Below are 24,476 nucleotides of genomic sequence, written 5' to 3' on the forward strand. Positions count from 1 at the left end.
TCCAGCGCGAACCGGTACGCCTGCACCGTCTCCACCACCACACCCCCGCCCCGACCGACACCGCGAACAGTATGGACCGCGGGTACGACACTTTTTCGGCAACCCACACCCACGAACACGCTCAACAGCGCTGAAGAGCACTGAAGTGCACTCAACCGCCAGCAGTTGGCAGCCCCGAGAAAAGCTGCTCCCCTGGGTGTGATGGTCGGGCCGGTGCCGGACACAGACGGGGTGGAGGTGGATGTGACAGCCGAAGAAGAGTTCTCCGCCGTGTTCGAACGGCACTATCGCGACGTCGAGCGGTACCTGCACCGGCGGGCACCGGACGTATCAGCGCATGACCTGGCGGCCGAGGTGTTCCTGGTCGCGTGGCGGCGGTGGGAGCGGATGCCACCGGACAAGACGCTGCCGTGGCTCTACGCGGTGGCGGGCAACGTCCTGGCCAACGAGATCCGGGGCCGGCAGCGGCAGCGGCGGCTCACCGATCGCGTCGCGGCGCTCAGCCCGCCGCCGGTCGAGACCGACCACGCCGAGGAGATCTCCGAGCGGGCGGCGGTCGCGGCCGCGTTCGACCGGCTCGGCGAGCCGGACCGCGAGGTGCTCCGCCTGGTCGTGTGGGAGCGGCTGAAGATGGCCGACGCCGCCCGGGTGCTCGGCTGCAGTATGCCGGCCTTCGCGATGCGGCTCGCCCGCGCACGCCGCCGGCTGCGGGCCGCGCTGGAGCCTTCGCCGTCGCCTCCCATGGCGACCCGCATCCGCGCTGTGCCCTCGACGACAGGAGAAACGTCGTGATGACCCGTTCCGTACGGCGAGCCGAATCGGTGCTCGCCGGCCTCGACCCCGCAGCCGACCTCGAAGGAGATCTCCGCGGAGGCAGTGACCAGCGCACGGTTCTGAACACCATCCTGGCCGCATCGCGCGACGAGCCCCGCCGCGCCGCCGTCCGGCCCCGCCGCCGGCTGTTCCTGGCCGGGGCGGCCCTCGCCGTGGCGGCCGCCGCCACGACCGGCACCGTCGCCGTCCTGCGGCACGACCCTGCCCCGGCGTACGCGGCGACGGCACCGCCGCTGCGCTACGAGCGCCCGACCGGCGGGCCCACCGCCGCCGAGCTGCTGCGCGGCCTCGCCGACACCGCCGAGCGTTCCCCGACGAAGGGGTCGGGCGGCTACGGGTACATCCACACCAAGCAATGGCAGCTGGCGAACCCGAACCTGGCCCCCAAGGGCGTCTACCTCACCGTGGATCCGTCCGAGACCTGGCTGTGGTATCAGGACAGCGATCGCTCCACCAGGATCGTGCAGGACAGCCCGCAGTTCGGCCGGCACGAGACGCGACAGCCTGCCGGCACACAGGTGGGCTACGTCTGCTGGACGACCAGCGTGGTCCCGCAGTCCTGCCCGACCGACAAGCTCATGGACCCGAAGCTCCTGCGCGATGTCCTGTTCATCAGCGGTCAGGGCAAGATGGTCAACATGACCGGGGAGCAGTCGCCCCTGGGCGGATATGCGCACCTGGCCGGCGGCCTCGTGCTGCCGCCAGGGGTGCGGGCGCAGGTCCTGCGAGTGCTCGCCGACCTGCCCGGCATCGCCTACACCGGCCGGGCCAGGGACCGCGCCGGACGCACCGGCGAGGCGTTCTCGCTCGACTTCGACGCCATGACCGGACCCGTCCGCGACACGATCATCGTGGACCCCGCCACCGGCACGTTGCTCGGGTACGAACGGACGCTGCTGTCGCTGACGAACCCGAACTACTTCGACGAAATGGTGCCGGGCGCGGTGCCGCTGAAGGTCCGCACCCCGGCCGTCGTGGACTACACCGTGTTGCTCGAGTGGGAGCTGCGCGCCACCGACCGATGAAGGGTGCATGAGCGACCCTGCACAGCGCGTCGGGCTGGTCGGCTACCGCGTGGCCGGATCCGCCTTCCACGCCCCGCTGATCTGCACAACGCCCGGCCTGCGGCTGAGCGCGATCGTCACCGCCGACCCCGGGCGCCGCTGCGGCCTACCCCGGGGTACGGCTGGTGAAGCGGGCCGAGGAGCTGTGGGCACCCAGCGCCGAGGTGGACGTGGTCGCCGTCGCCTCGCCGAACCGGACCCGGCGGTGCAGGCGACCGAGGCGCATGTGCAGGCCTTCTCACCGCCGCCGGCAACAACATCATCCGACTCGCCCAACACCGGCCCGACCCACGTCGACGACCACGGAGCCGTCTTCAACAACTTTTCCGCGCCATGTCCGACGACTCATCCCAAGATCACCAACAGCATCGAAAGCGTGATTGATCAGCGCTGACCGGCGTTCGTCCCACGGCTGCTGACGGCGTGGGTGATGTCAGACGGCGTAGTGCACGACCAGGCCGGCCAGGATGTCGCGGGTCCGGTGCAGAGAGCTGATCTGATCCTCGACCCGGCTCAGCTCCGAGCGCAACCGCTCGGCCAGCCAGGGCGTGCGGATCGCCTTCTCGGTGATACACGGCAACACGTCGTGGATGGTGCTGCTGGACAGACCTGCGGCGAGCAGAGACTGGATAAGCGTGACGCGCTCGACCGCCGACTCAGGATAGTGCCGTTGCCCGCCGGAACTGCGCTCGCTTGCGAGTAACCCCTGCTCCTCGTAGTAGCGCAGCGATCGCGCGCTCGCGCCGGTCGCCGTGGCCAGGTCGCCGATGCGCATCGGTGTCTCCCTCGTCACAAGACTTGCCCTTGACGTCAATGTCAGGTTTTAGCGTAACGGCATGACCGCGACGACTACCCTTCTGGGTACCCTTCTCGAGCCGATGACGCTTGCTGGCCTGCCGCTGAACAGCCGTTTCGTGATGGCACCGATGACCCGATTCCGTTCGCCCGGCGGTGTTCCGACGCCCGAGGTTGCCGCCTACTACCGGCGCCGAGCCGAAAACGGCATTGGTCTGATCATCAGCGAGGGGGTGCTCGTCGGGCATCCCAGCGCCGGCCACGAGACGACCGTGCCGCGGATGACCGCCGGTCCGGCGGAGAAAGGCTGGCAGCGGGTGACCGATGAAGTGCACGCCGCTGGCGGCCGGATCGCCGCGCAGCTCTGGCATCTCGGCAGCGCACGCGAGCCGGTAGACGGGATCCCGGCTTGGACCCCGTCGGGCGTGCCCGGCAACAGCCACGCGATGACCCTCGCCGACGTCGACGCCCTTCTCGCCGCATACGCCGACGCCGCTCGTGTGGCGGTCCGGGCCGGTTTCGACGCCGTGGAAATCCACGCCGCGCACGGCTATCTGCTCGACGAGTTTCTCTGGCCGTACACCAACCGCCGCACCGACCGTTTCGGCGGGTCACCCGCCGCGCGCGCCGCATTCCCGGCGGAGGTGATCCGGGCGGTCCGCGCGGCGATCCCCGCCGAGATGCCGGTCATCGTGCGGTTCTCCCAGTTCAAGGAGCGAGACTACGCCGCCCGGATCGCAGAGTCACCTGCCGAGCTGGCGGTGCTCCTCAATGCCTTCACCACGGCCGGCGCCGACGTGCTGCACGCTTCCCAGCGCAACTTCGCCAACCCGGCGTTCCCCGGCTCGCCGCGCAATCTGGCCGGCTGGGCCAAGCACCTCACCGGCCTGCCAGCCATCACCGTCGGCTCGATCGGCCTGACTCGTGACTTCCTCGGCTCCAGTGCGCTACGCAACCTGCTCCACCGGCTCGACGCGGGCGAATTCGACCTCGTCGCTCTCGGACGCATCCTGCTCGGCAACCCGGCGTGGGTAACCCTCGCCGCAGCCGGCCGACTCGACGAAATCCACAACTACCGCAAGGCCGACGAGGACATGTACTTCTAGCGATCTTCATGATTGAGTCAAGTTTCATGCTGCCGGAGAAAGCCGGGCATGGTCGGCGTAGTGGTGGACATGTCGACCGAGGGTCTGTATCGTTGAGCGTTGCCCGGGTCGGGCAGGCTTGAACGGTGCAGCTCTCGACCCGACGTCGTCCAGTCCAACCACCACGGTCGGCGTTCGCCGGGTTCCGGTTCCGGCCGACATCATCATCGTCGCCGTCCGGCTCCACCTGCGCTACAACCTACCGCGACGTCGAGGAACTCCTTGTCGTTGAGCGGGACACGAATGTACGTCCTCGCCGTGATCGAGCACGCCAGCCGCCGGATCCGGGTCCTGGGCGCGGTGAGGTCGCCGCCGGCAGCGACGCCAGCGCCTGACGGATCCGCGGGCCCAAGGCCGCGGAGAGCTCGTCGACCCACTGGTAGGTGAGGTCCGCGAACGTGCCGCTCGACGTGTCAACGTCGAGCTGCGCATCCATGAACAACGAAGCGGTCACTGCCGTTCAGTCCCCTGTCGTCAGCCCCGGCACCCACACCCCGCTGGCTGTGGCTCTGGTTGCGCCGGCTGCGTCGTTTGCGGTTCGGGAGCCCGGCCCGGGACCGGCGTCCGCCGGGGCTCGGCTGCCTCAACATCGCCGTCGACCACTGGACCGCCTCCGACGGCCGGCGCGCCCTCGTCGGCCTCCTGGACGAGGCCTTCGCCGCGCTCGATCCCGGCCCACCTCCGCCTCGTCACCGAGCCGGTCGAGGAGGGCCACCACCGGCCGATGTTGTAGAGTGCGTCGGACTCGTACCACAGCGATCGAAGTAAATGATCTTCTCACACGACGAGCCTTTCGCATAGGAGCCTGGCAATGGTCGACCCGGATTCCGAGCTCGCCGCACAGCTTCGTTTCGATGTGCCGCACGCGGCGCGGATCTGGAACTACTGGATGGGCGGCAAGGACAACTTCCAAGCCGACCGGGCCGCTGGGGACGCAGTGGTCCAGGTCTATCCAGAGATCGCCGTCATGGCGCGCGAGTCCCGGCAGTTCCTCATCCGGGTCGTGCGGTTCCTGGCGGCCGAGGCGGGCATCCGGCAGTTCCTCGATATCGGGACGGGCCTGCCCACCATGCAGAACACCCATGAGGTCGCCCAGCAGGTCGCGCCCGAATCCCGGATCGTGTACGTCGACAACGACCCGATGGTGCTGGTGCACGCCCGTGCCCTGCTGACCAATTCCAGCGCCGAGGGCCAGACGGACTACGTCCACGCCGACTACCACGACCCGGAACTAATTCTCGCCGAAGCGGCGAAGACGCTCGACTTCTCCGAACCGGTCGCCGTGATGTTCATGGGCGTCATGGGCTACGAGCCCGACCTGGACGTGGTGCGTTCCATCGTCGGGCGGGTGATGGACAGCGGCGCGCCCGGCAGCCACCTGGTCCTGTGGGACGGCACCGACACCACCCCGGCCGTGGTCGAGGGCGCCAACAAGCTGGCGGAGAGCGGCGGTGTCCCGTACATCCTGCGCAGCCCCGACCAAATGGCCGGATGCTTCGATGGCCTCACAATGGTGGACCCCGGCCTCGCGCCGATCACGCAATGGCACGTGGAGGACCCCGCGGCCGAGCACATCGACGCGTATGGCGCCGTGGCCCGCAAGCCGTGACGCGTCCCTGATCGAACGGTGCTGCGTCTCGGGAGCCGTGCCGCAACAGCCGTCGAGCAGACGTCAGTCGTGGTCGGCGGGGGCGCAGTGCCGCGCCGGCCGCAGTTCCTCGGGCGTCGTTGCGTGGTGGGATCGACGGACGCGTTGACCCCGTGTCGGGTCCGCGGTCAGATCGCCCGGGCGAGTTCGGTGAACGCCGCGGCGACCCGCGTAGTCGGCGAGGCGTCGACGGCGAGTGCGTGGTGGCCGCGGCGGAGGTTCTGCATGAAGGCGTGTCCGGTGTTGATCGTCTTGGCTGTGCGGTCGGTGCGTAGCCCGCGCATCGATCTCAGGCGGTGTTTGAGCCGGCTGTGATCAGCCTCGATCGGATTATTGGCGTACCGCTGACGATGGAGGCGATGGTGAACACGGCCAGGCCGGTCAGGAACACCCACTTGCGGGAGAGCAGGTCGGCGATGCGGCCGCCGAACAGCAGCCCTCCACCGGACATCATCAGGTAGGCCGTAACGACCCACTGCATGTCAGACCCGGCCAGGTGAAGGTCGCGCCCGATGGCCGGTAGGGCGGTGTTGACCACGGAGATGTCCAGGACGACGAGGATCTGCGCGGCAAGGGTCAGCGCCAGGACGACCCACGATGTGCGCGGTCCATGCTCGGCGTCGCCGTGGTGGGTGGTGGCGGGCGCGGCGTGTGATGTGTGGGCGGTGTGCGTGGCGGTGTCGACCGCGAGCGGTTCGGCGGCGGGCTTGGCGTGCATGATGACTCCTTGGCGAGGTGCTGACGGCCGGTTTCCTTGGTCGCATCGCGTGGCGGTGGTGGGTCCAACCGTCGTCGGAACGCCGAGGGTCTCGCGCCGGTCAAATCGCCGGGGTACCGGGCGGGCTCGGGACCGCCACGCCAACAGGGCCGGCTGAGGGGGTCGGCCGGCGGCGCTCAGCTGAAGTCGAGCTGGGCGAGCTCGGTCCGCGAGCTGACTCCGACCTTGGTGAACACGTTCCGCAGGTGGAACGCCACAGTTCGGGGTGACACCCAGCACTGGGCCGCCACGTCCTTGTTCGACAGCCCGGTGCTGACCAGCTGGGCCACCTTGCGTTCCATCGGGGTCAGGTCCAACAGGGTGGACGGGTCCCGCTTGCGGGCCGTCTCCCCGGAGGCGCGCAGCTCTTGTCCGGCCCGGGCGGCAAGGGGTGCGGCGCCGAGGTCGGTGAACGTCTCCAACGCCGGCCGCAGGTGGGTGCGGGCGTCGACGCGGCGGTTGGTCCGGCGCAGGAACTCCCCGTAGGCGAGCCGGGTCCGAGCCAGGTCGTAGGGGCGGGCCGCGTGCCGGTGCCGGTCCAGCGCGCTGTCGAACGCGTCCGCGGCATCCGCCGGGTTCACCGCGGTGAGAGCGTGTCCTAGGTCGATGTCGGCCAGCGCCCACGAGCGGTTCGTCGTCGTCGCGAACGGGGTCAGTTCCGCCACCCAGGCCAGCGCCTGGTCGCGGGCGCCGGCGCGGACGGCCGCCTCGATGCGGTCCACGGTGGCCATCCGCTGCAGCGCGGGCACCCGCATGGCCCCCAGTTGGTGCAGCGCTGCGAGCGCGTCACCGTCGGCAGCGGCCCTGATGCCCTTGGCCCAACGGGTCAGGTCGTGGACCGGGTCGGTGAGGATGCCCAGCGGGCGACCCGCCACCACTGTTTCGAGCTCGGTCAGGTGCTGGTCGTAGTCGTGGGTGCCGGTCAGGGCGGCGAGCAGCGTCAGCCAGGCCAGCGGCGCGGCGGTGAGGGTGGACTGCCCGACGCTGCGCGCCAAGGTGAGTGCCTCGTCTGCGCAGCTGCGGACGCCGGCCCATTGGGCGGCGGGGAGCTGGGCGAACGCGAGCCGCTCCAAGCCGTAGATGACGACCATGCCGGCGCCGAGCTCGCGGGCGCCGGACACCATGGCGGAGTAGAAGAACCGGGCGCCGTCGTCGTGACCGAGGTTGAGGGCGGTGTTTCCGAGGTTGCCCATCACGTCCAGGTCCTCCACCTGGCGTCCCGACTCCAGGGCGCGCTCGAGGATGGATGTCGCCTGGGCCCAGTCACTGTGGGCGGAGGCGTCCAGGGTCCCCAGCAGCAGCCGCAGACACCCGGTGCGGGCGGAGTCACCGTCAGTCGGGGTCAGCAGGTGCGCCAACACCGCTTCGGGGAGGGCGGCTCCGCTGTCGCCACCGTAGGTCCGGGTCAGGGCCGCCGCAGACGCCATCTCCAGGGCCCTGCCGGGGTCCATGTCCGCGACCGTACGCGCCCCGACCGTGAAGATTCGGTGCGCATCGGCCGCGGAACCGACGTAGATCTCGATGCGGGCCCGGAGCCGATCGATGTCGGCACGGAGCAACGGGTCGGAGACAACCTCGCGGGCGGATGCGGCCAGCGCCCCCGCGCGTGCCGCCTGCCCGGCCGCCCACGCAGTGCGGGCGGCGCCGAACAGCCGAGCCGCACGGTCAGACTCGTTCACCGTCAACGCCGCGGCGCGTTCGAACGCGTCCGCTGCCGCGACGTGCCCGCCACGCCGCTCTGCCCGCAGGGCCACCTCATGTATGGCGTCGGCGACGGCGGGGTCGGGTCCGTCGGCGGCTGCTGCCCGGTGCCACGTCGCCCGGTCCGGATCGTCAGGACCGACCACGTCCGCCAACGCCCGGTGCGCCTGACGGCGTTCGAAGCCGGTGGCGGCCTGGTACACCGCGGAACGGACCAGGGGATGCCGGACCGCGACGATCTCACCGGTGAAGGTCAGCAGGCCGGACCGCTCGGCGTCCTGCCATGCTGTCGGCTCGACACCCAGCACGCCGGCTGCTTGACGCACGGTGTCGACGCGGCCGGTGGCGTCGGCTGCCGCTACCAGCAGCAACGTCTGCACCTGTTCGCTGAGCCGACGGCACCGGTCCAGGAACGCCCGTTCGACCCCCGCTGTCAACGCCAGTTGTCGCGGCAACGGTGCTGTCCCGTGGAGCTGAGCGGGACTCAGCCCGGTCGGCAGTTCCAGCAGGGCCAGCGGGTTTCCCCCGGTGTCACGGACCAGCCGGTCGGCGACCTCCTCGGGCAACGGGCGGCCGCTGCGCTCGTCGAGAAGCTGACGTGCGGTCTCATTATCGAGACCACCGAGCTGAAGCACGGGAAGTCCTGTCCGGGCGAACGCCGCGCCACCGGCTTCGCCGGTGCGGGCGGCGAAGACCACCGCCACCGGGTCAGCCGACAGCTGACGGGCAGCGAACAGCAACGCGTCCGCGGACGCCGAGTCAAGCCACTGCGCGTCGTCCACCACACACAACACGGGTGCGTCGGCGTCGGCTACCTCGGTCAGTACAGACAGGGTCGCGACCCCGACCAGGAACGGCTCAACGGTGGGACCGTCCTCAAGGCCGAACGCGACCCGCAACGCCCGCGATTGCGGGGCCGGCAGCCGGTCAAGGTTGGAGACGGGACGCAGCAGGCGATACAGCGCGGCATACGGCAACGGTGACTCGGACTCCACACCGGCGGTGCGAAGCACCCGCGCGCTCCTGCCCTGCGCCCCCTGCTGCTGAGCGGTCGTCAGGTCGCTCAACAGGGCGGTCTTGCCCACGCCAGGCTCGCCCAGGACGACCAGCACGCCAGCGGTCCCGGCACGCGCCTGCTCCACCAGGGCCGCAAGCTGCCGGCGTTCCCGCTCGCGGCCGTATAGCACCAGCCGAGGGTACCGGTCGCCGCGACCGCCACAAGAGCATCCCAGTCCGCTGGCCGGGCCCCCGCCGCCCTCGGCAGTTCACTCGTCTCACTCGTTGAACGGGGCGAGGCGCACGGCGGCCGCAAACACGCCGTACCGCCGCAGCAGGTTCGCCCGACCCTGGGGGACCCGAGCCGCTTCGTCCGCCCACGCCTGAGCGAAGTACCGCTTGAAGCCCGCACGCGGGTGGGCGCTGACGGCCTGCGCCAAGGTCGAGCGCGGCAGGTCCCAGCAGCGCAGACCGACCACGTCGACGCCGGCTCCTGCCGACAGCAGGTATGCGACCGGTCCCGCAGCGAGGGTGACGCGAGGGCTGTGGTGCATGGTGATGGCCGTCTGCAACGTCTCGGTCGCGGCCGTGGAAAGGCCCACCTGTTCGGCCACGTCCCTGGCGACCCGAGCTGAGGTGAGAGTGAAATCGTCCCGCCCGTTGGCCATGACCAGACCCGTGTCGTGCAGCAGCGCTGCCGAGAACAGCACCTCGGCGTCCACGTCGACTCCTTCGAGCTCCCCCAGGGCGCGCCCGAACTGGTAGGTGCGGTGGCTGTGGTTGAGCAGGGTGGCCGGGAGGACGCGAGTGGCCGCGTCCCGCGCGGCGCGCGTCAACGGCGAGTCCGGGGGGACCAGCCGGGCGGGCGGCACGGACGCGTTCCTACGCGGATTGAGGTGTGCGAGGACGCTCAGCCTGCCGACAATGTTGCCGACGTGCACGCGGGCAAGGTCAGCGACGAAGCGGCGCTGCTGCGCAGGTTCGAGGCGCCCGCCGGTGCGCATCGTCCAGTCGGCGGTTCCAACGGTCGTAGCGGCGTTCATGTCATTCTCCCTCGTCACGGTTGGTCGTCTCCGACCTTGACGCCGCCGTGCCGGGCTCGCCCCGGTCAACTGACCGGGGCGCCGCCACAAACAGTTCGGCAGACCCGTTCAACTGCGGGGCGCCGCCCACGCCAGCGCCATGGCAGCCCAGCAGGTCCTGTCTGACGTCGGCACATCCCGGCAATCCCGGCCATGTGACCGGGGCGAGCAAATCGCGACACCGCGACGGTTGTTTCCGTGGCCGACCGCCCCAGGACGGCCAGGAAGGGACACCATCATGACCACTGCAACACGCACACCAACATCCGTCCCTGCGGGCGCGCCGGCCACGGCGACCGGCCCTGTCGGCCGCATCATCGCCGCCTGCACAGCCACCGGAGCCGTGGGTGCGGCAGCCCTGACGTTCGCCGTCCTGCCCGACGCGTCCGAGGCACGCATCGTCGGCGCCGCCCTCGTCGCGTTCGCGACGGGCTGGGCGATCCTCGCCTGGCTCACCACCCGCATGACGACACGCCCGCAACGGTGGGCGTACGTCCCTGCGACCCTCATGGCCACATCCGGCGCCGTCATGCTGGCCGTCAACCCGGGTGAGCCGGCCATGACCCGCCTGGCCTGGGCCTGGGCCCCGGCACTGGTCGTGTTGGCAGTGTGGGTACAGCGGCGAACCCGCCGCACCGTCCCCGGCCGGAGCCGCCTGCTCATCTACCCCGTCACACTCGCCATGCTCGCCGCCGGCACCGGCGGTCTGTACCAAGCCACGACCAAGGCACCCGACGTCACCGCCGGGACCATGCCCGGCCGACTCGTCGACGTCGGCGGGTACCGGCTCCACATCAGCTGCACCGGCATCGGCGCCCCCACGGTCGTCCTGCTCAACGGCCTCGGTGAGACGTCCCCACTGTGGGCACGCATCAACCCGCCAATCGCCGCGACCACCCGCGTCTGCACGTACGACCGGGCAGGACAGGGCTGGAGCGATGACTCACCAAACCCGGCCGATGCCACCAACGCCGCGACCGACCTGCACCGTCTGCTGACCGCCGCCGATGAGTCCGGTCCGTTCGTGCTGGCCGGGCACTCCAGCGGTGGAGTGCACGCCCTCACGTACACGCACCTGTACCCGCACGACGTGGTGGGCGTGGTCCTTCTCGACAGCGCCAGCCCGCACCAGGTCGACCTGGTGAAGCCGTTCAAGGGTGAGCATCAGCTCATGCGTCGAGTCCTGGCCGTCGCGCCGACTCTGTTCCGGTTCGGCATCGGTCACGTGATCCAGGCGATGACCACACCGGCACTGCCCGGTGCAGCCGGCAAGCAGGTGTCCGTGTTCGCGAACAGCACTCGAGGCATGGCGAACATGCGAGCCGAACAAGCGGCGCTGCCTGACGCATTCCGCCAGGCCCAAGCGCTCACCACGCTCGGCGTCACCCCGCTGGTCGTGCTCACCGCCAGGGACAACGTCGACCACAAGCGGGGATGGGGTGACGCCCAGGACCGGCTCGCCGCCCTGTCGACGAATACCCGGCACACCGTCGCCGACCTCGACCACGTGGCGTTCCTGGCGGACCCCGCAGGTGCCGCCCTGTCAATCACCGCCATCGCCGACGTCGTCACCGCCGTCCGCACGCACACCCCAGTGCCCACACCGTAGGACCACCGCCGCAGACGCCGGCATCCGACGATCCCGGCCATTTCACCGGCGCGAGCACTCCGGCACCGGCCGCACTGTGCACGACATCCTGACCACGCCGAAGGAGCCCACCGTGTCCGCCACCCTTGAGACCCGCACCGCCACCGGCGAGACCCGTATCACCCCGGCGGATCTCAGCGCCCACCGCCGCTGGATCGCCTTGGGGCTCCTGGTGTCCGCCCAGTTCGTCGTCATGCTCGACACCTCCATCGTCAACGTCGCACTACCCTCCGTCCAAGCCGACCTGCGGCTCAGCCCAACTGCCGTCACCTGGGTCATCAATGCCTACGTCCTGGCGTTCGGAGGCCTGTTGCTCCTCTCAGGACGTGCCGCAGATCTGTTCGGACGACGCCGCATGTTCGTCGCAGGCTCAACAGTGTTCACGGTCGGCACCCTGCTCGCAGCGTTCGCCGCCAACCAAGGGCTGCTGGTCACCGGCCGCATCGTCCAAGGGGTCGGTGCCGCGGCACTCAGCCCGGCCGCAATGTCCCTGCTCCTGCTCACCTTCCCCGGTCCGCGGCGGGCCCAGGCCATGAGCATCTGGGGCGCCGCCTCAGCCCTCGGAGGCGCCGCCGGCGTCATGGCCGGGGGACTCCTCGTCGGGTCCTTCGGCTGGTCATCAGTGTTCTTCGTCACCGTGCCGGTCTCGGTCGCCGCAGTTGTCATGGCCCGGACCGTGCTTGACGAGCCTGCCCGCAGTGCGCGACGCCGCTTCGACGGGCTCGGCGCAGCGACCATCACCGGCGCGGTCATTGCCCTGGTTCATGGCGCCCTCAGCGGCGCTGACCACGGCTGGACGTCCGCTCCCGTCGTCGCGAGCCTTGCCGGCTCCGCCGTCCTCACCACGCTCTTCGTGACTATCGAGCGCCGCACCGCCGACCCGCTCGTGCCCCTCAAGCTCTTCCAGAACCGGAACCTGTCTGCCTGCGTCGTCCTCGCGGTCCTCGGCGGAGCCGCCCGCGCGTCCACGTTCGTGCTCGTCGCCCTCTACCTCCAGCAGGCACTCGCCATGGCCCCGCAGCAGGCCGGGCTGGCCATGGTCCCCACGTCGCTGGCCGGGTTCGCCGTCTCGCTCGCCCTCCTGCCGCGGATCTTGCGCGCCCTCGGCCCGCAGCGCACGCTCGTCATCGGCCTCATGGTCCTCGCCGCCGGTCACCTGTGGCTGGCAGACGCACCGGTCGCCGCCGGATACGTCGTGGCAGTCCTGCCCGGGCTACTGCTCGTCGCCGTAGGCGTGGCCCTCAGCTTCACGCCCACCACCATGGTCATTGCCTCGGCCGTGCCCGAGTCGCACGCCGGCCTCGCGTCCGGTCTCGCAGGCTCAGCAACCCAGGTAGGCGCCGCGCTCGGGACGGCCACGTTCACGGCAATCGGCATCTCGGCGGGAGCATCGGCCACCGGCATGCTCGGCGCCACCGGATTCTCGGCAGCGTTCACCGCAGCCGCGGCGGTCGCACTCGCGACCGCGGTTCTCGGGTCCACCATCGCGCGAACGCGGCAATGAGCTTCTCGTCGACCGGCAGACGCGTCTGACAGCCCCTCCTGCACGTCCCCTTGCCGACCAACGGTCTCCGGGGCACGTGTGTGTCAGCCGCGGTCCAGTCGTCGAACGGCCCGCACACCCACTCCAACCCCGGCGATTCTGCCGGGGCGACCAGATCCTTCACCCGCATAGCGTTGCGGTCACGTCCACCTGATCCGCAACCGACCACCACGAGGAGTACACCATGAAGGCCATCGTTCAGGACCGGTACGGAAACGCTGACGTCCTCCAGCTCCGGGACGTCGACCAGCCCACGGCCGGCGACGGCGAAGTGCTACTCCAGGTGCACGCCGCCGCGCTCAGCCGAGGCACACTGCACCTGATGACGGGAGAGCCCTACCTCCTGCGCCTGAGTTTCGGTGTCCGAAAGCCGAAGAATCCCGTCCCCGGTCAAGACGTCGCCGGCACAGTCGTCGCAGTCGGGCCGAACGTCACCCGCTTCGCCGTCGGCGACGAGGTCTTCGGCATCGCCCGGGGCTCGTTCGCCGAGTACACCATCGCACGGGAGGACAAGCTGGCCCACAAGCCGCCGAGCATCACCTTCGAGCAGGCCGCAGCCATGCCGATCTCCGGACTGACGGCCCTGCGAGCCCTCGATGCCGCCGAAGTCGAGGCCGGACAGACCGTCCTCGTCGTCGGTGCCTCCGGCGGCGTCGGCACCTACGCAGTCCAACTGGCCGTCGCCCGAGGCGCGATCGTCACCGGCGTCGCATCCACCCGCAAGACCCAGCTCGTCAAGGACCTGGGCGCCAACGCCGTCATCGACTACACCCACGACGACTTCACCGACGGCTCCCGCACCTTCGACGTCGTCGTGGCCATCGGCGGCATGACGCCGGTCAAACGACTGCGCCGCGCCCTCACCCGGACAGGGACGCTGATCATCGTCGGCGGCGAGGGCGACGCAAGGTGGAGTCCCGGCCTGGGACGCCAGATGCACGCGACCCTCCTGTCCCCGTTCGTGTCCCAGCGACTCACGATGGTGATGAACAAGGAGCACCACTCCGGACTCGACCGGCTCGCCGCACTCGCGACCGAAGGCGAGCTCGCCTCCTTCATGGACCGGCCCTACCCACTGGCCGAAGCCCCTGACGCCGTGCGTCACCTCGCAGCCGGCAAGGCCGCGGGCAAGGTCGTCATCACCGTCTGACCGTCCGCACACCCCCCACCAGACCGTGTCGCCGCTGCACTTGACCACACCGTGCTCGTGCAGCGTGGCGTTGGTGGTCCTCCGCCGGGTCCAGCGATAATCGCGACGTGCCTACCGGTTCGCGTGATGACAGCCTCGGCGACGCGGTGCTCGGGCTGATCAGGACCCGGACGGACCTGCATCGGTGGAGCGCCGCCAACGCGCACGGCCGTCGCATGCACGAGGCGGTGGATCTGCTCCGGCAGGCCGCCGACGCTGCCGACCCGGCGGCGCTGTTGCCGGTCGCGGAGAAGGCGATCGCCTCCGCCGTCCACGTCGTACTGCGCGCCGACGATTCCAGCGGCATCATCGGCGACGCGATCCGTGACCTGCTGGAACTCCACGCGCAGGTGGCACGCAAGGCCCGCCCGGCCGCGTCGAAGCTCGTCCCCTGGATGATCAAGTTTCAGTTCGACAGCACCCAGGACTTCTTCTCCATCGACATCGCCGACTACGCGTCGGCGCTGGGGCCTGATGGTTTGGCGCAGTACAAGGCCCGGCTGGCCGAGATCGCCGGAGGGCTCGGGCCGGAGCCTACCGATGCGCAGCAACGGTCCTACTTCAAGGCACGGTCCACCGAATCCGAGGCTTGGGAGACGGCGGCCCGCGACCGGCACACCCGATTCGTCCTGGAACACAACGCCCGACGGCTGGCGGTGGCGGACCGCGACGTCGACGCCATCATCGCCACCCACGTCCGCGACCAGGATGTGTCATGACCATCCACAGTGGACCGAGGATGGCCGGGTCGCCGACTGGTGGTTCATAGGGTTCGAGTGGGTCGGCCCCGTCGTCCGACACGCGTCGGCCGGTTCGGGCGAAGTACACCTGGTCGGCGACAGCTCCGAACGGCTCCGCGAGTTCGATGCCTCGATGGGCGAAAATATCTACCAGCGTGTCCGGATCGTCACGGAACGGTTCGAAGGATTGCCGACCGGTCGCAACGATAAAGGTTCGGAAGTCCGTGAACCCGTCATCACCGATCAGCCCCTCGACCAGTTCCACGGCTGCCATGCGGGTCCACGCGTACAGCCGTCGGCGTCGGCGCTGCTGCCCCAGATTGCGCTCGGCGTCGTCGCGCTCGGCGCGGCCGGCCAGCACCCTTGGCGGGTTGTCTGATGCCGATCGCCGTTGCTGCGGCTCGGTCTTCATAAAGCGGGGGCGCCGCGGCGACGCAAATCCGTGTGGAGCGTCGGTGCAGAGTTTTGGAAGTGTCTTCGGAGCGCGATCGAATTTCGTGAGGAGGCCAGTACCAAAGATTCTGCGTGGTACAGCCGAAAGCTTTTCGGCGTACATGACCGCCACTCTTAAGGGGCTGCGTGTTGCGTTGTCCTCCGTCCGAATCAGTGTGGAGGATCAATGTTGATCATCATCGAACTCCCTGGCCACCGGGCTGGGCAAGGGTTGATGATCGAAGATCCAGCGGCCAATGATACACAACCGACACCCGCACCGCTGCCCCGTCCGCTGCGACTGAGATCGACGACCGCAAACTTGCATTGGCGATCACAAAATTGCCCGGGTTGAGCGAAATATCGATGGCTCGCGTCTTGACGGCGACCCCGGCGGTGGCTAGCTTCGGATTGGGAACTTCGATGTCTATGACGACATCGATCAATTTCGCGACGGTCTCACATCAACGGGGGTTGAAGTGCAGAGTGCGGTGAATCGCGCGTCGGAACAGCAGAGCCGCACGGCTGAGGTCCTCGCCTACGGTTCGGACCGAAGCAACTTCATCAACGCGCGGTATCTCACCGACGCGGCGTTGACCGAGATTCGCGCCTGGTATGACGACCCGATTCCGCGGCCGATCGGGCTGGAGGACTTCCTCGTCCCGCAGGTGGCACGCGACATGGGCGAGGTGCTGCGGACGCTGCCGAGCTGGTCCCGCTATGCGGGCATCTATCAGGGGCGCACAGGCAAGGAAGAGCGGTTCGACGACGACATCCCGGACGACGCGCAGCCGACTGCCTCGCACCAGATCGTGCGCGACATCCCGGCGCTGCTGGAGGGCCGGACGCTAAGCGCCGAGCACCGCGCGGTCCTGGAGCGCTTCTTCGCCTTCTCCCTGATCTCCGAGGCGTTTCAAGGGTGGCTCATCGCCGCGACCGGGTTGAAGCTGCGCCGGGTCGCCAACATTGAGCTTGCCTGCTACCAGAATTCCGACGGCATCGGTGAACACCAGGATCTGGTGCCGGGTCGGGTCCTCGCGCTCAACTTCTATCTGGACGAGTCCTACGATCCGGCTCAGGGCGGACATCTCGGCCTGCGCAATGCGGCCGGCGAGGTGCACCACGTGGTGCCGAGATTCAACACGCTGTCGGTGATCCCGATCCGGGAGGACTGCTGGCACTGGGTGGAGCCTTTCCGGACGTCGGGCACCGGGCGTTTCACCGTCGCCATGGGACAGCACCTGGCCTCCTGACAGGAGCCGGCCGGATGGGCCCGCCGGGCGGGCGAACCAGGCACCGGCCGATCGATCCACCCCACGATCCACCGATCCAGGGCTGACCCTTGCCTGTGATCGGTGATCGTCGACCCGTTCGTACGGGGCGACGAGAGGGAATTCTGCCAGCGCAGAGGGGAGGTGCAGCATGGAAAACACGACGACGGAACGCGCCTACAACGAGGCGGTCGAGGCGGTCGAGGTCCGTAACGAGGAGGACACGGCCGGCCAGCCGGTCGAGACCGATGGTCTCGTCTTCAAGCGTGAGGTGCTCAACGAGTTCTTGGGCCTTCGGGTCCGTAGCTGACACCACACGACTGCCGACGGTGGCAGCCCTGTCACCTGCGTCGGCACAACCGAACCCGGAGGCCTGATCGCACGGTCAGGCCTCCGGGCCCGCCCCGGCCGCCATGCTCGATCGACGAAGGAGCGCCGCAACGGTGACGTTCACCTGCACCGTCGATCTCGACGCATGGCCTTTGAGCTTCGACCCGTTCGACATTGTCGACTTCAACCAGGCACTCGTCCTGGACGCAGTGATCGACCCGCTGCTGCGCGAGGGGGCCGGCGCCGGGCCTGTACCGTCGTGCGCGGCCGGGATCGTTCCCGTCGACGACGGGCGACGGTGGCTGCTGCGGCTGCGCGAGGGGCTGCGGTGGCCGGACGGGTCGCCGATCACCGCCGGGCACGTGGCCGCCGGGGTGCACCGGGTGTGCGGCCCGACCGGTGTGCACCTGCCGTCGCTGCGACGTCCAGGTGAGCGCGCCACGGTACGTGGTGCGGCCGTGTCGGCGGACACGGTGGAGATCCGGTCGGAGTATCCGATCCCGTTCATGCCCGAGCTGCTGACGTTCCTCGGTGCCGGACCCGTGCGGTCCGACGGTGAGCGGTGGACGGGGTCTGGCCCGTATCGGGCCACCGGGGTGGACCGGCACGCCGGACGTATCGAACTGAGCAGGCAGGAGGCGCGCACCGCCGAGCGTTGCGGACCCGACCGGTTGTCGTTCCGGGTCTACGGGGACCGGGCTGCGGCGCTGACGGCCCTGGATGACGGCCGGCTCGACGTCTCGCTGAACACCGGTCTGCCGCCGGAGGACTTCAGCAGGCTGGCCGAGCATCCCCGGTCGATGGTGCGGCCGTTGTCCATGGTCGCGCAGCTGTGGGTACACCCGACGGTGGCGGCGGTGCTCGGCCACTCGGACGGGCGCCGCCTGCTGTCGGAGACGTTCGACCGGGCCGCGGTCGCCGCGGCGTCCGGGGGCGCGCTGATCCCGTTGCGCCGCTACCGTGACCTGTGGCGCACGCCGCAGGGCCGCGGCGCCGGGCCGGCTGTGCCGGCGGAGCGGGTGAGCGCCGGCCCGCGCGGCGAGCTCCGTCTGATCGTGGCCGACTTTCCGCCCAACCACCTGGTCGCTGCCGTTCTGGCGGCCCATGTCCACAGTGGGTTCGGCCATGTCGTGCGGCCGGTGGTGCTGCCCTACGAACGGTTCGCCCGGGCGGCGGCACACGGCGATTACGACCTGATGTACGGGATCAACCCGGCGCCCGTCCCGCACGTCGCGGCGTTGCTCACCGCCCTGCATTCCTCGTCGCCGTATGCCAGGTCGGTGGGGCTGCGCGACGACACCGTCGACGCGGTGCTGGAGCAGGTGCTGCGGTCCGGCGACCCGGACTGGGACGACGCGGAGGATCGGGTGCTCGCGGCGGCCCCGGTGATTCCGCTCTTTCAGGTCAACAGCGTCACCGCCTGGGCGTCCGATGTGGACGGGATCGACGTCGCGCCGTCCGGGGCGCTCGCCTGGCAGCGCATCGCCCGACCGGCCGGGCACCGTTCCTTGGAGGGAGCACGATGACACATTCCGCGACGACAGCACCGGCCCTCGCGCCGAGGACGCCGGACCGGGACGAGGCCGCCGCGCTGCATGCGCTGCTGCGGCAGTCACCGGCCCGCCCGGTGCACCTGCGTGACTTCTTCCCCCTGGCCGCTGCCCGGCGCCTCGCGGCGGCGGTTCGGGCACTGCCCGACTGGCAGGTGATGCCGCTGTTGTGGCTGCCCGACCGTAGCCGGACCAGGCCGGCGGACGCCGCTGAGTGGAGCACCGCGTCCGAGGGTGACCGCGCCGCAGTCCGGCAGGTGGCGGTACGCATCGGCGAGGCCTTCGACGACCCGGACGCGCTGCCGGCCGCCGGGCGGACGGCGCTGCAGGATCTGTTCGTGTTCGCCGCCATGGGGCCGGCGCTGCGTGAGCATCTCAGCGACTGGCTCGCGCCTGAGACGCCGTTCACGACGAACGTCGAGTTCGCGCGGTACACCACCGGCGATTTCCTGGGTGAGCATTCCGACACCGACTCGGACACCAGCTTCGTGCTCAATCTGTACCTCGATGAGCAGTACCGGCCGGAGGACGGCGGTGCGCTGGGCTTCCGGGCAGAGTCGGGCACGGAGCACTCGATCGAGCCGGTGTTCAACAGCGTTTCGTTCATGCCGATCCGGGAGGGCGCCGTGCACTGGGTGACCCCCTGGCTGGCGCAGCGGACCGGCCGGTTCACGGTCAGCATCGCGGCCGTGCCGGTCGCCGCCTAACACGAAGGGAGACCATCGAGATGGACGTGCCACAACCGTCCGGCGTACTGATCTTCCCGCCGATGGTCGAGTCGAGTTTCGGCCGGTACTTCCCGTCGCTGGCGGTCCTCGCGGGATACCTGCACAGTCAGGGCATCGCGACCACGCAGTGGGACCTCAATGAGGAGTTCGCGTTGCACCTGCTGCGCGACGAGCATCTGCGCAGCAGCGGTCACGGCAATCCGGTTGGGTTGCCGCCATGTGGGGGCGCGAGTATGAGCGCCGTCGCGGGTCGGTGGCTGCTCGGCAACAAGGCGACCCTCTTCGACGACGCCGGCCGGCACGACTTCACCAATCCCGACGGCGGCGCCTATCTGCTCGCGGCGCTAGCGCGTCCCTATCTCATCGACCCCGACTCCCAGTGGCTTCGCGACAGGTCCCTGCTGCACGACGACCGGGTCGCGATCTACCGGGAGTGCTATGCCCGGCTGTCGCTTGCTGAGCGGATCCCTGCCGGTGCCTCGCTCATCGGGATCTCGGTGCCGATGGGTCCGCAGCTCGTGCCCGCGCTGGTGCTGGCCGACATGGTCCGCGAGGTGCGGCCGGACGTCCGGATCGTCCTGGGCGGCCCGACGCTCTCATTGCTCGACGAGGACGACCTGACCACGCTGCTGCTCGCCCACGACCAGGTCGATGCGATCGTCCGGTTCGACGGTGAGTTGCCGCTGGCAGCGCTGCTACGGCAGGCGGCGCCCGGCGCCAGTTGGCGGCCGGAGACCGTCGCCGGTGTGTCGGCCGTGACGGGCGGCGGTGTCATGCACGTCCCGCCTGGGCCGGGACTGCATCCGAACGTGCTGCCGCACGCGCACTACGACGGTGAGCTGATGGGGCGGCTGGCCCGGCCGGAGATCGGCATCGTACAGGCGCGCGGCTGTTACTGGGGAAAGTGCGACTACTGCGACTTCGTCGAACTCTACGACGGCAGCCCGCCGTACCGGGGGCGGTCGGTCGGCACCTTTCTCGGCGAGCTCGAATACCAGATCGCCACCCACGGCGTCCGGTACTTCGAATTCATCACCGAGTCGATACCGCCCGCGTTCGCCCGACGGCTGTGCAGTGCCATCGTCGAACAGGGCATCGACATTTCTTGGAACTCCTTCGCCATGGTCGACCGTCGCTTCGACCGGGACACCCTGCGGGCCATCGCCGAGTCCGGCTGTGACTACCTGGTCATCGGCATGGAGACGACCAACACCCGCGTGCTGCAGTTGGTGCACAAGTCGGCGGACCGCGAGGAGAACCTCCGGTTCATGCGCACGGCGCAGGAGGTGGGGTTGCGGCTGCACATCAATCTCATCCCGGACCTACCGAGCACCACCTACGCCGAGTCGATGGCGTCGCTGGACGACATCGGCCGGATCGCCGACTGCGTCGCGTCGTTCAGCGTGTACCCGTTCGAGGCGACGCGGTCCTCACAGGTCGGCCGGACGCCGGAACGATTCGGGCTGCTCGTCTCCTCCCACGCCGACGGCGCCGACCAACAGGCACAGTTCGCCGTCAACCACCTCCGCAACGTGGATCCCGCGATGACGCCGGACGAGCGCCGCGCCGTGCACCTGGCCTATCAGGACTTCGCCGTGCGGCACGCCACCCGCGCCCGGGCCGGTGGTGCGCCGGCACTGCCCGGCCCGGACGACGTCGTCAGCGTTGCCGTCGGCGAGATCGACGTGTGGCGCGAACCTGAGGCAACGACGATCACCAACGTGGGGCAGCGGGAACGCATCGTGCTGACCCCCGCGGTGGTGGCGGTCGTCGACCCGCTGCTCACCGGGGCGACGTTCACGTTCCGACAGCTCGCCGAACTCCACGGCAGGTCCGTCGCCACGCTGCTGCTGCGTGAGCTGTCCGAGGCGCTGCTGCTGCACGCCACGCCGGCACCGACCGGTTCCGTACCGTCCCACGACAGTCGAATGGACGTCCGATGATCCCGTCCGCCGCGGTCTCGCCGCTGCCCGAAAACGTCCTTGCCCAGGCAGCGGCGTTCATCAACCCCGAGTACCTCGGCGTGGAGGCGCTCCGCGCGGTGCAGACGTGGTTTCACCTGCCCGACCCGCAGCCGCTGCCACTGCGGGACTTCCTGCGGCCCGAGGTCGCCGACGGCATCTCGGGCGCGCTGCGGACCCTGCCGTCCTGGGTCCGGTACGCCGCGTCCTATCACGGCCGGCTCGACAAGCAGGAGTTCTGGGGCGACGACGCCGATGGCGCCGCGACAGGGGGCCCGGCGCAGTATGTGATCCGGGACGTTGCCGCGCTGCTGGACGATCCCGCCCTGGACGCCGGGCACCGGCAGGCGATCGAACGGTTCCTGGTGTTCACCGTCCTGTCCGAGGCCTTGCGGGGGTGGCTCCTCGCGGGCACCGGGCTGGAACTGAGCCGCCACACCGGCGTGGAGTTTGCCTGCTACCGCGACTCCGACGGCCTCGCGCCGCATCAGGACCTGGTGCCCGGCCGGGTGCTGGCCGCCAACTTCTACCTGGACCCGGCGTACCGCACCGGGCACGGCGGCCGGCTGGGCTTCCGCAGCGGATCCGGCGAACACTTCGTCGAGCCGTTCTACAACACCCTGTCACTCATGCGGATCAGGGAGGACTGCTGGCACTGGGTCGAGCCCTACCGGGGCGACGGCATCGGCAGGTACACCATCGCCGTCGCGCTGCAGTCCGCTACGAGCTGATGCGGGACGCCATGGTGGATGTCCCGCATCCGGGTGACGCCGAGCAGTTGAAACTCGTCGACGCCGTGGCCGTGGTCGTGACGGGGCAGACGATCGCCCTGGTCCTCGGCTCCGATCTGCTGCGGATCGAGGGGCGGACCGAGTGGGTGCTCGACCTGCTCGACCTGCTCCGCGCCGGCACGACGGCCAGCGCGTTGCGGCGCCGCGCCGGGCCGGTCGACGCCACCCGGCTGGTCGACCAGTTGACCGCCATCGGCTGGATCACGACCGGTACACAGGCGCCGCAGCCTGCGCCGGACACCTTCGACCGGCAGATCGGCTACCTGGCGACCTTCACCCCGGATACGGCCACCGCCCAGGAACGGCTGCGGCGCTCCGCGGTCGCGGTGCTCGGCGTGGGCGGCATCGGTGCGACGGTCGTGCAGCATCTCGCCGCCGCGGGCATCCGACGGTTTCATCTGATCGACGACGACACCGTCGCACTGCACAACCTCAACCGCCAGTTCGCCTACACGCGCGACGACATCGGCGCGGCGAAGGTCGATGTGCTCGCGCGGCGCCTCGAGGTGCTGCGGCCCGACGGTTCCACCACGCTGTACCGGCACCGCGTCCACGACGCGGACGACCTGGCCGTGCTGCCGGACGACCTCGACCTGCTGGTCGTCGCGGCGGACACCCCCCCGACGATCATGGACCACGCCTGGCGGTGGGCGGAGGCAACCACCGCCGCGGTCACCACCGCGGCGGTGGGTCTGGGATCCGGGCATTGGGGTCCGCTGGTGCGGCCGGGGAGCGCTGCGTGCTGGCCCTGCTTCGAGCAACAGCGGCGCGACCGCCTCTCTGACCTGGAGCGTTCGCTCGAAGATGCGCTCAGCGCGCCGACACCCTATTCATTCGGCCCCAGTAACACCGCGATATCTGGCATGCTCGCACACGACATCATTGAATTTCTCTGTATCGGTACGTGCCCGACGTTCGGCCGGCGGGCGCATCTGGATTTCGCGAGACAAAGGCTCTCGCACAACGGGAAAGTGACGTGTGCATGCCCAGTGACACCATGACCGAACGCCCCACCGGGCCGGACCGGTCCTTCAAGGGGACCGGGTTCATCCGGCTGTGGAGCGGCGAGACGGCATCCCTGGCCGGGGCTGAGATCTCGTTCATGGCTATGAGTCTGACTGCTGTGATCACCCTCTCGGCGAGCCCCTTGCAGATGGGCATCCTGGAGGCCTGCGAGTCGCTGGCGGTGCTGTTTCTGGGGCTCTCCGTCGGCGTGTGGACGGACCGGTATGATCGGCGCCGGTTGATGCTGGCCGCGAATCTCGGCCGCTGCCTGGCCCTGCTGGTCGTGCCGGTGGGGTTCTGGTTCGGTTTTCTTTCGATGCCGGTGCTGTACGCCGTCGTCTTCGTCGTCGGCGCACTCACGCTGCTGTTCGACAGTTCGATGTCGGCCTATCTGCCGACACTCGTTGGCAAGTCCCTGCTCACCCGCGCAAACTCGTGGATGGAAGCCAGCCGGTCGGTGGGTACGGTGGCCGGGCCCGGGGTGGCCGGACTGCTCGTGCAGGTCATCAGCGCACCGCTGGCGCTACTGGTCGACGCGGTGAGCTACCTGGTGAGCTGGTTCACCCTGGCGGGACTGCCCAGGAAACCACCCGCGCAGCGCCCGGCCGACGAACCGGAGGTGTCGCACTTCCGCGACATCGGCCACGGCCTGCGCTTCCTGTGGAGCGACCGGATCCAGCGCCCGATGGTCCTGGCCGCCACGCACTTCAACATCTTCCACGCGGCGTTCTTCGCGGTGTACACCCTCTACGTGCTGCGGGTGCTGCACTTCAGCCCGGCCCTCTTCGGTGTGATGAGCATGGCTGGCGGTGCGGCGGGCCTGCTCGGCGCGGTGGTCACCCAGCGGGTGACGGACCGCCTCGGCTACGGACCCACGCTCATTTTGGTCTATGCCACACCGGCCGTGTCGGCGCTGTTCGTGCCCCTCGCCAGCAGCACGGGCAACACCGTAGGCGCGGCGTTCCTGGTCGCGACCGGCATCTTCTCGTGGACCTTCGCGGTCATCATCAACCTGGTCGTGAGTGAGACGATCAAGCAGTCACTCGTCCCCGACGCGCTGCTGGGCCGGGTCACGGCGACGATCCGGTTCATCAGCTGGGGCATCCAGCCGCTCGGCGCGGTGCTCGGCGGCGCGCTCGGCGGTGCCATCGGACTCGGCCGCACCATGCTGATCGCGGCGGTGGGGCTGCTGACGTCCGCGCTCTGGCCACTGTTCAGCCCGGTCCGGGACGTGCGGACGCTGCCCGCCGACAGCGACGAGTAGGG

Annotated in this window: 23 protein-coding genes and 1 pseudogene; 17 read left to right on the forward strand and 7 right to left on the reverse strand. The window is 69.6% G+C overall.

Going from position 1 to position 24,476, the window contains the following annotated elements:
* Positions 1-243: 243 nt before the first annotated feature.
* From ABZS58_RS44645 to ABZS58_RS44655, 3 genes are read left to right on the forward strand one after another with little or no spacing between them, the layout of a single operon-like run.
* Positions 244-792: a sigma-70 family RNA polymerase sigma factor gene (locus ABZS58_RS44645; RefSeq protein ID WP_354790244.1), complete on the forward strand. Its 549-nt coding sequence runs from the start codon at positions 244-246 to the stop codon at positions 790-792.
* Complete coding sequence (locus tag ABZS58_RS44650) at positions 792-1,859, forward strand: CU044_5270 family protein (RefSeq protein WP_354790245.1); 1,068 nt, start codon at positions 792-794, stop codon at positions 1,857-1,859. The genes ABZS58_RS44645 and ABZS58_RS44650 overlap by 1 nt, the downstream gene beginning before the upstream one ends.
* Positions 1,860-1,866: 7 nt before the next feature.
* Positions 1,867-2,292, forward strand: coding sequence for a hypothetical protein (locus ABZS58_RS44655; protein ID WP_354790246.1), 426 nt, complete (start codon positions 1,867-1,869; stop codon positions 2,290-2,292).
* 39 nt (positions 2,293-2,331) lie between these two features.
* Here ABZS58_RS44655 and ABZS58_RS44660 read toward each other — a convergent pair whose 3' ends face one another.
* Positions 2,332-2,673: a MerR family transcriptional regulator gene (locus tag ABZS58_RS44660; protein WP_354790248.1), complete on the reverse strand. Its 342-nt coding sequence runs from the start codon at positions 2,671-2,673 to the stop codon at positions 2,332-2,334.
* Between the two features lie 61 nt (positions 2,674-2,734).
* Here ABZS58_RS44660 and ABZS58_RS44665 point away from each other — a divergent pair, with 61 nt between their 5' ends.
* Together ABZS58_RS44665 and ABZS58_RS44670 are read left to right on the forward strand one after the other, a co-directional pair.
* Entirely contained in the window at positions 2,735-3,799 is a 1,065-nt protein-coding gene (locus ABZS58_RS44665) for a 12-oxophytodienoate reductase (RefSeq protein ID WP_354790249.1), read from the forward strand.
* Positions 3,800-4,649: 850 nt separating this feature from the next.
* A complete protein-coding gene (locus tag ABZS58_RS44670; RefSeq protein WP_354790250.1) occupies positions 4,650-5,447 on the forward strand; it encodes an SAM-dependent methyltransferase in 798 nt (265 codons plus the stop codon).
* Positions 5,448-5,614: 167 nt separating this feature from the next.
* Here the strand turns inward: ABZS58_RS44670 and ABZS58_RS44675 are convergent.
* From ABZS58_RS44675 to ABZS58_RS44690, 4 genes and pseudogenes are all read right to left on the reverse strand, one after another.
* Positions 5,615-5,821, reverse strand: a pseudogene (locus ABZS58_RS44675) (DDE-type integrase/transposase/recombinase); the annotation flags it as partial.
* Positions 5,776-6,204: an MFS transporter gene (locus ABZS58_RS44680; protein ID WP_354790251.1), complete on the reverse strand. Its 429-nt coding sequence runs from the start codon at positions 6,202-6,204 to the stop codon at positions 5,776-5,778. The pseudogene ABZS58_RS44675 and the gene ABZS58_RS44680, both read right to left, overlap by 46 nt.
* A gap of 176 nt (positions 6,205-6,380) precedes the next feature.
* Entirely contained in the window at positions 6,381-9,131 is a 2,751-nt protein-coding gene (locus tag ABZS58_RS44685) for an AAA family ATPase (RefSeq protein ID WP_354790253.1), read from the reverse strand.
* Between the two features lie 87 nt (positions 9,132-9,218).
* The gene (locus tag ABZS58_RS44690; RefSeq protein WP_354790255.1) at positions 9,219-9,983 is read right to left on the reverse strand and encodes an HD domain-containing protein; all 765 of its coding nucleotides are present in this window, start codon (positions 9,981-9,983) and stop codon (positions 9,219-9,221) included.
* Positions 9,984-10,260: 277 nt separating this feature from the next.
* Here ABZS58_RS44690 and ABZS58_RS44695 point away from each other — a divergent pair, with 277 nt between their 5' ends.
* From ABZS58_RS44695 to ABZS58_RS44710, 4 genes are all read left to right on the forward strand, one after another.
* On the forward strand, positions 10,261-11,631 hold the full coding sequence (locus ABZS58_RS44695) for an alpha/beta hydrolase (protein WP_354790257.1): 1,371 nt from the start codon (positions 10,261-10,263) through the stop codon (positions 11,629-11,631).
* 112 nt (positions 11,632-11,743) lie between these two features.
* Entirely contained in the window at positions 11,744-13,174 is a 1,431-nt protein-coding gene (locus tag ABZS58_RS44700) for an MFS transporter (RefSeq protein WP_354790259.1), read from the forward strand.
* 223 nt (positions 13,175-13,397) lie between these two features.
* Entirely contained in the window at positions 13,398-14,363 is a 966-nt protein-coding gene (locus ABZS58_RS44705) for an NAD(P)-dependent alcohol dehydrogenase (protein ID WP_354790261.1), read from the forward strand.
* 107 nt (positions 14,364-14,470) lie between these two features.
* Positions 14,471-15,121: a DUF6880 family protein gene (locus tag ABZS58_RS44710; protein WP_354790263.1), complete on the forward strand. Its 651-nt coding sequence runs from the start codon at positions 14,471-14,473 to the stop codon at positions 15,119-15,121.
* Here ABZS58_RS44710 and ABZS58_RS44715 read toward each other — a convergent pair.
* Positions 15,084-15,698 (reverse strand): DUF4240 domain-containing protein, encoded by a 615-nt coding sequence (locus tag ABZS58_RS44715; RefSeq protein ID WP_354790264.1) that lies wholly within the window; start codon positions 15,696-15,698, stop codon positions 15,084-15,086. The genes ABZS58_RS44710 and ABZS58_RS44715 overlap by 38 nt on opposite strands.
* A 73-nt stretch (positions 15,699-15,771) precedes the next feature.
* Positions 15,772-16,020: a hypothetical protein gene (locus tag ABZS58_RS44720; protein ID WP_354790265.1), complete on the reverse strand. Its 249-nt coding sequence runs from the start codon at positions 16,018-16,020 to the stop codon at positions 15,772-15,774.
* Between the two features lie 33 nt (positions 16,021-16,053).
* Between ABZS58_RS44720 and ABZS58_RS44725 the strand changes: the two genes are divergently transcribed.
* The 8 genes from ABZS58_RS44725 (at position 16,054) to ABZS58_RS44760 (ending at position 24,474) form a co-directional block, all read left to right on the forward strand.
* Positions 16,054-16,827, forward strand: a complete 774-nt coding sequence (locus ABZS58_RS44725; RefSeq protein ID WP_354790267.1) for a 2OG-Fe(II) oxygenase — start codon at positions 16,054-16,056, stop codon at positions 16,825-16,827.
* Between the two features lie 169 nt (positions 16,828-16,996).
* Positions 16,997-17,155, forward strand: coding sequence for a hypothetical protein (locus ABZS58_RS44730; protein ID WP_354790268.1), 159 nt, complete (start codon positions 16,997-16,999; stop codon positions 17,153-17,155).
* 133 nt (positions 17,156-17,288) lie between these two features.
* Positions 17,289-18,701, forward strand: a complete 1,413-nt coding sequence (locus ABZS58_RS44735; RefSeq protein WP_354790270.1) for an ABC transporter substrate-binding protein — start codon at positions 17,289-17,291, stop codon at positions 18,699-18,701.
* Positions 18,698-19,432 carry a 2OG-Fe(II) oxygenase family protein gene (locus tag ABZS58_RS44740; protein WP_354790271.1) on the forward strand — a complete coding sequence of 245 codons (735 nt, stop codon included), beginning with the start codon at positions 18,698-18,700 and terminating at the stop codon, positions 19,430-19,432. Before ABZS58_RS44735 ends, ABZS58_RS44740 begins: the two co-directional genes overlap by 4 nt.
* 20 nt (positions 19,433-19,452) lie before the next feature.
* Complete coding sequence (locus tag ABZS58_RS44745; protein ID WP_354790273.1) at positions 19,453-21,396, forward strand: radical SAM protein; 1,944 nt, start codon at positions 19,453-19,455, stop codon at positions 21,394-21,396.
* Positions 21,393-22,145 carry a 2OG-Fe(II) oxygenase gene (locus ABZS58_RS44750; protein WP_354790275.1) on the forward strand — a complete coding sequence of 251 codons (753 nt, stop codon included), beginning with the start codon at positions 21,393-21,395 and terminating at the stop codon, positions 22,143-22,145. Before ABZS58_RS44745 ends, ABZS58_RS44750 begins: the two co-directional genes overlap by 4 nt.
* On the forward strand, positions 22,145-23,206 hold the full coding sequence (locus tag ABZS58_RS44755) for a ThiF family adenylyltransferase (protein ID WP_354790276.1): 1,062 nt from the start codon (positions 22,145-22,147) through the stop codon (positions 23,204-23,206). The genes ABZS58_RS44750 and ABZS58_RS44755 overlap by 1 nt, the downstream gene beginning before the upstream one ends.
* Entirely contained in the window at positions 23,188-24,474 is a 1,287-nt protein-coding gene (locus ABZS58_RS44760; protein WP_354790278.1) for an MFS transporter, read from the forward strand. The genes ABZS58_RS44755 and ABZS58_RS44760 overlap by 19 nt, the downstream gene beginning before the upstream one ends.
* The last annotated feature ends 2 nt before the right edge of the window (positions 24,475-24,476 follow it).

Source organism: Dactylosporangium sp. NPDC005555, from assembly GCF_040605635.1.
GTDB lineage: Bacteria > Actinomycetota > Actinomycetes > Mycobacteriales > Micromonosporaceae > Dactylosporangium.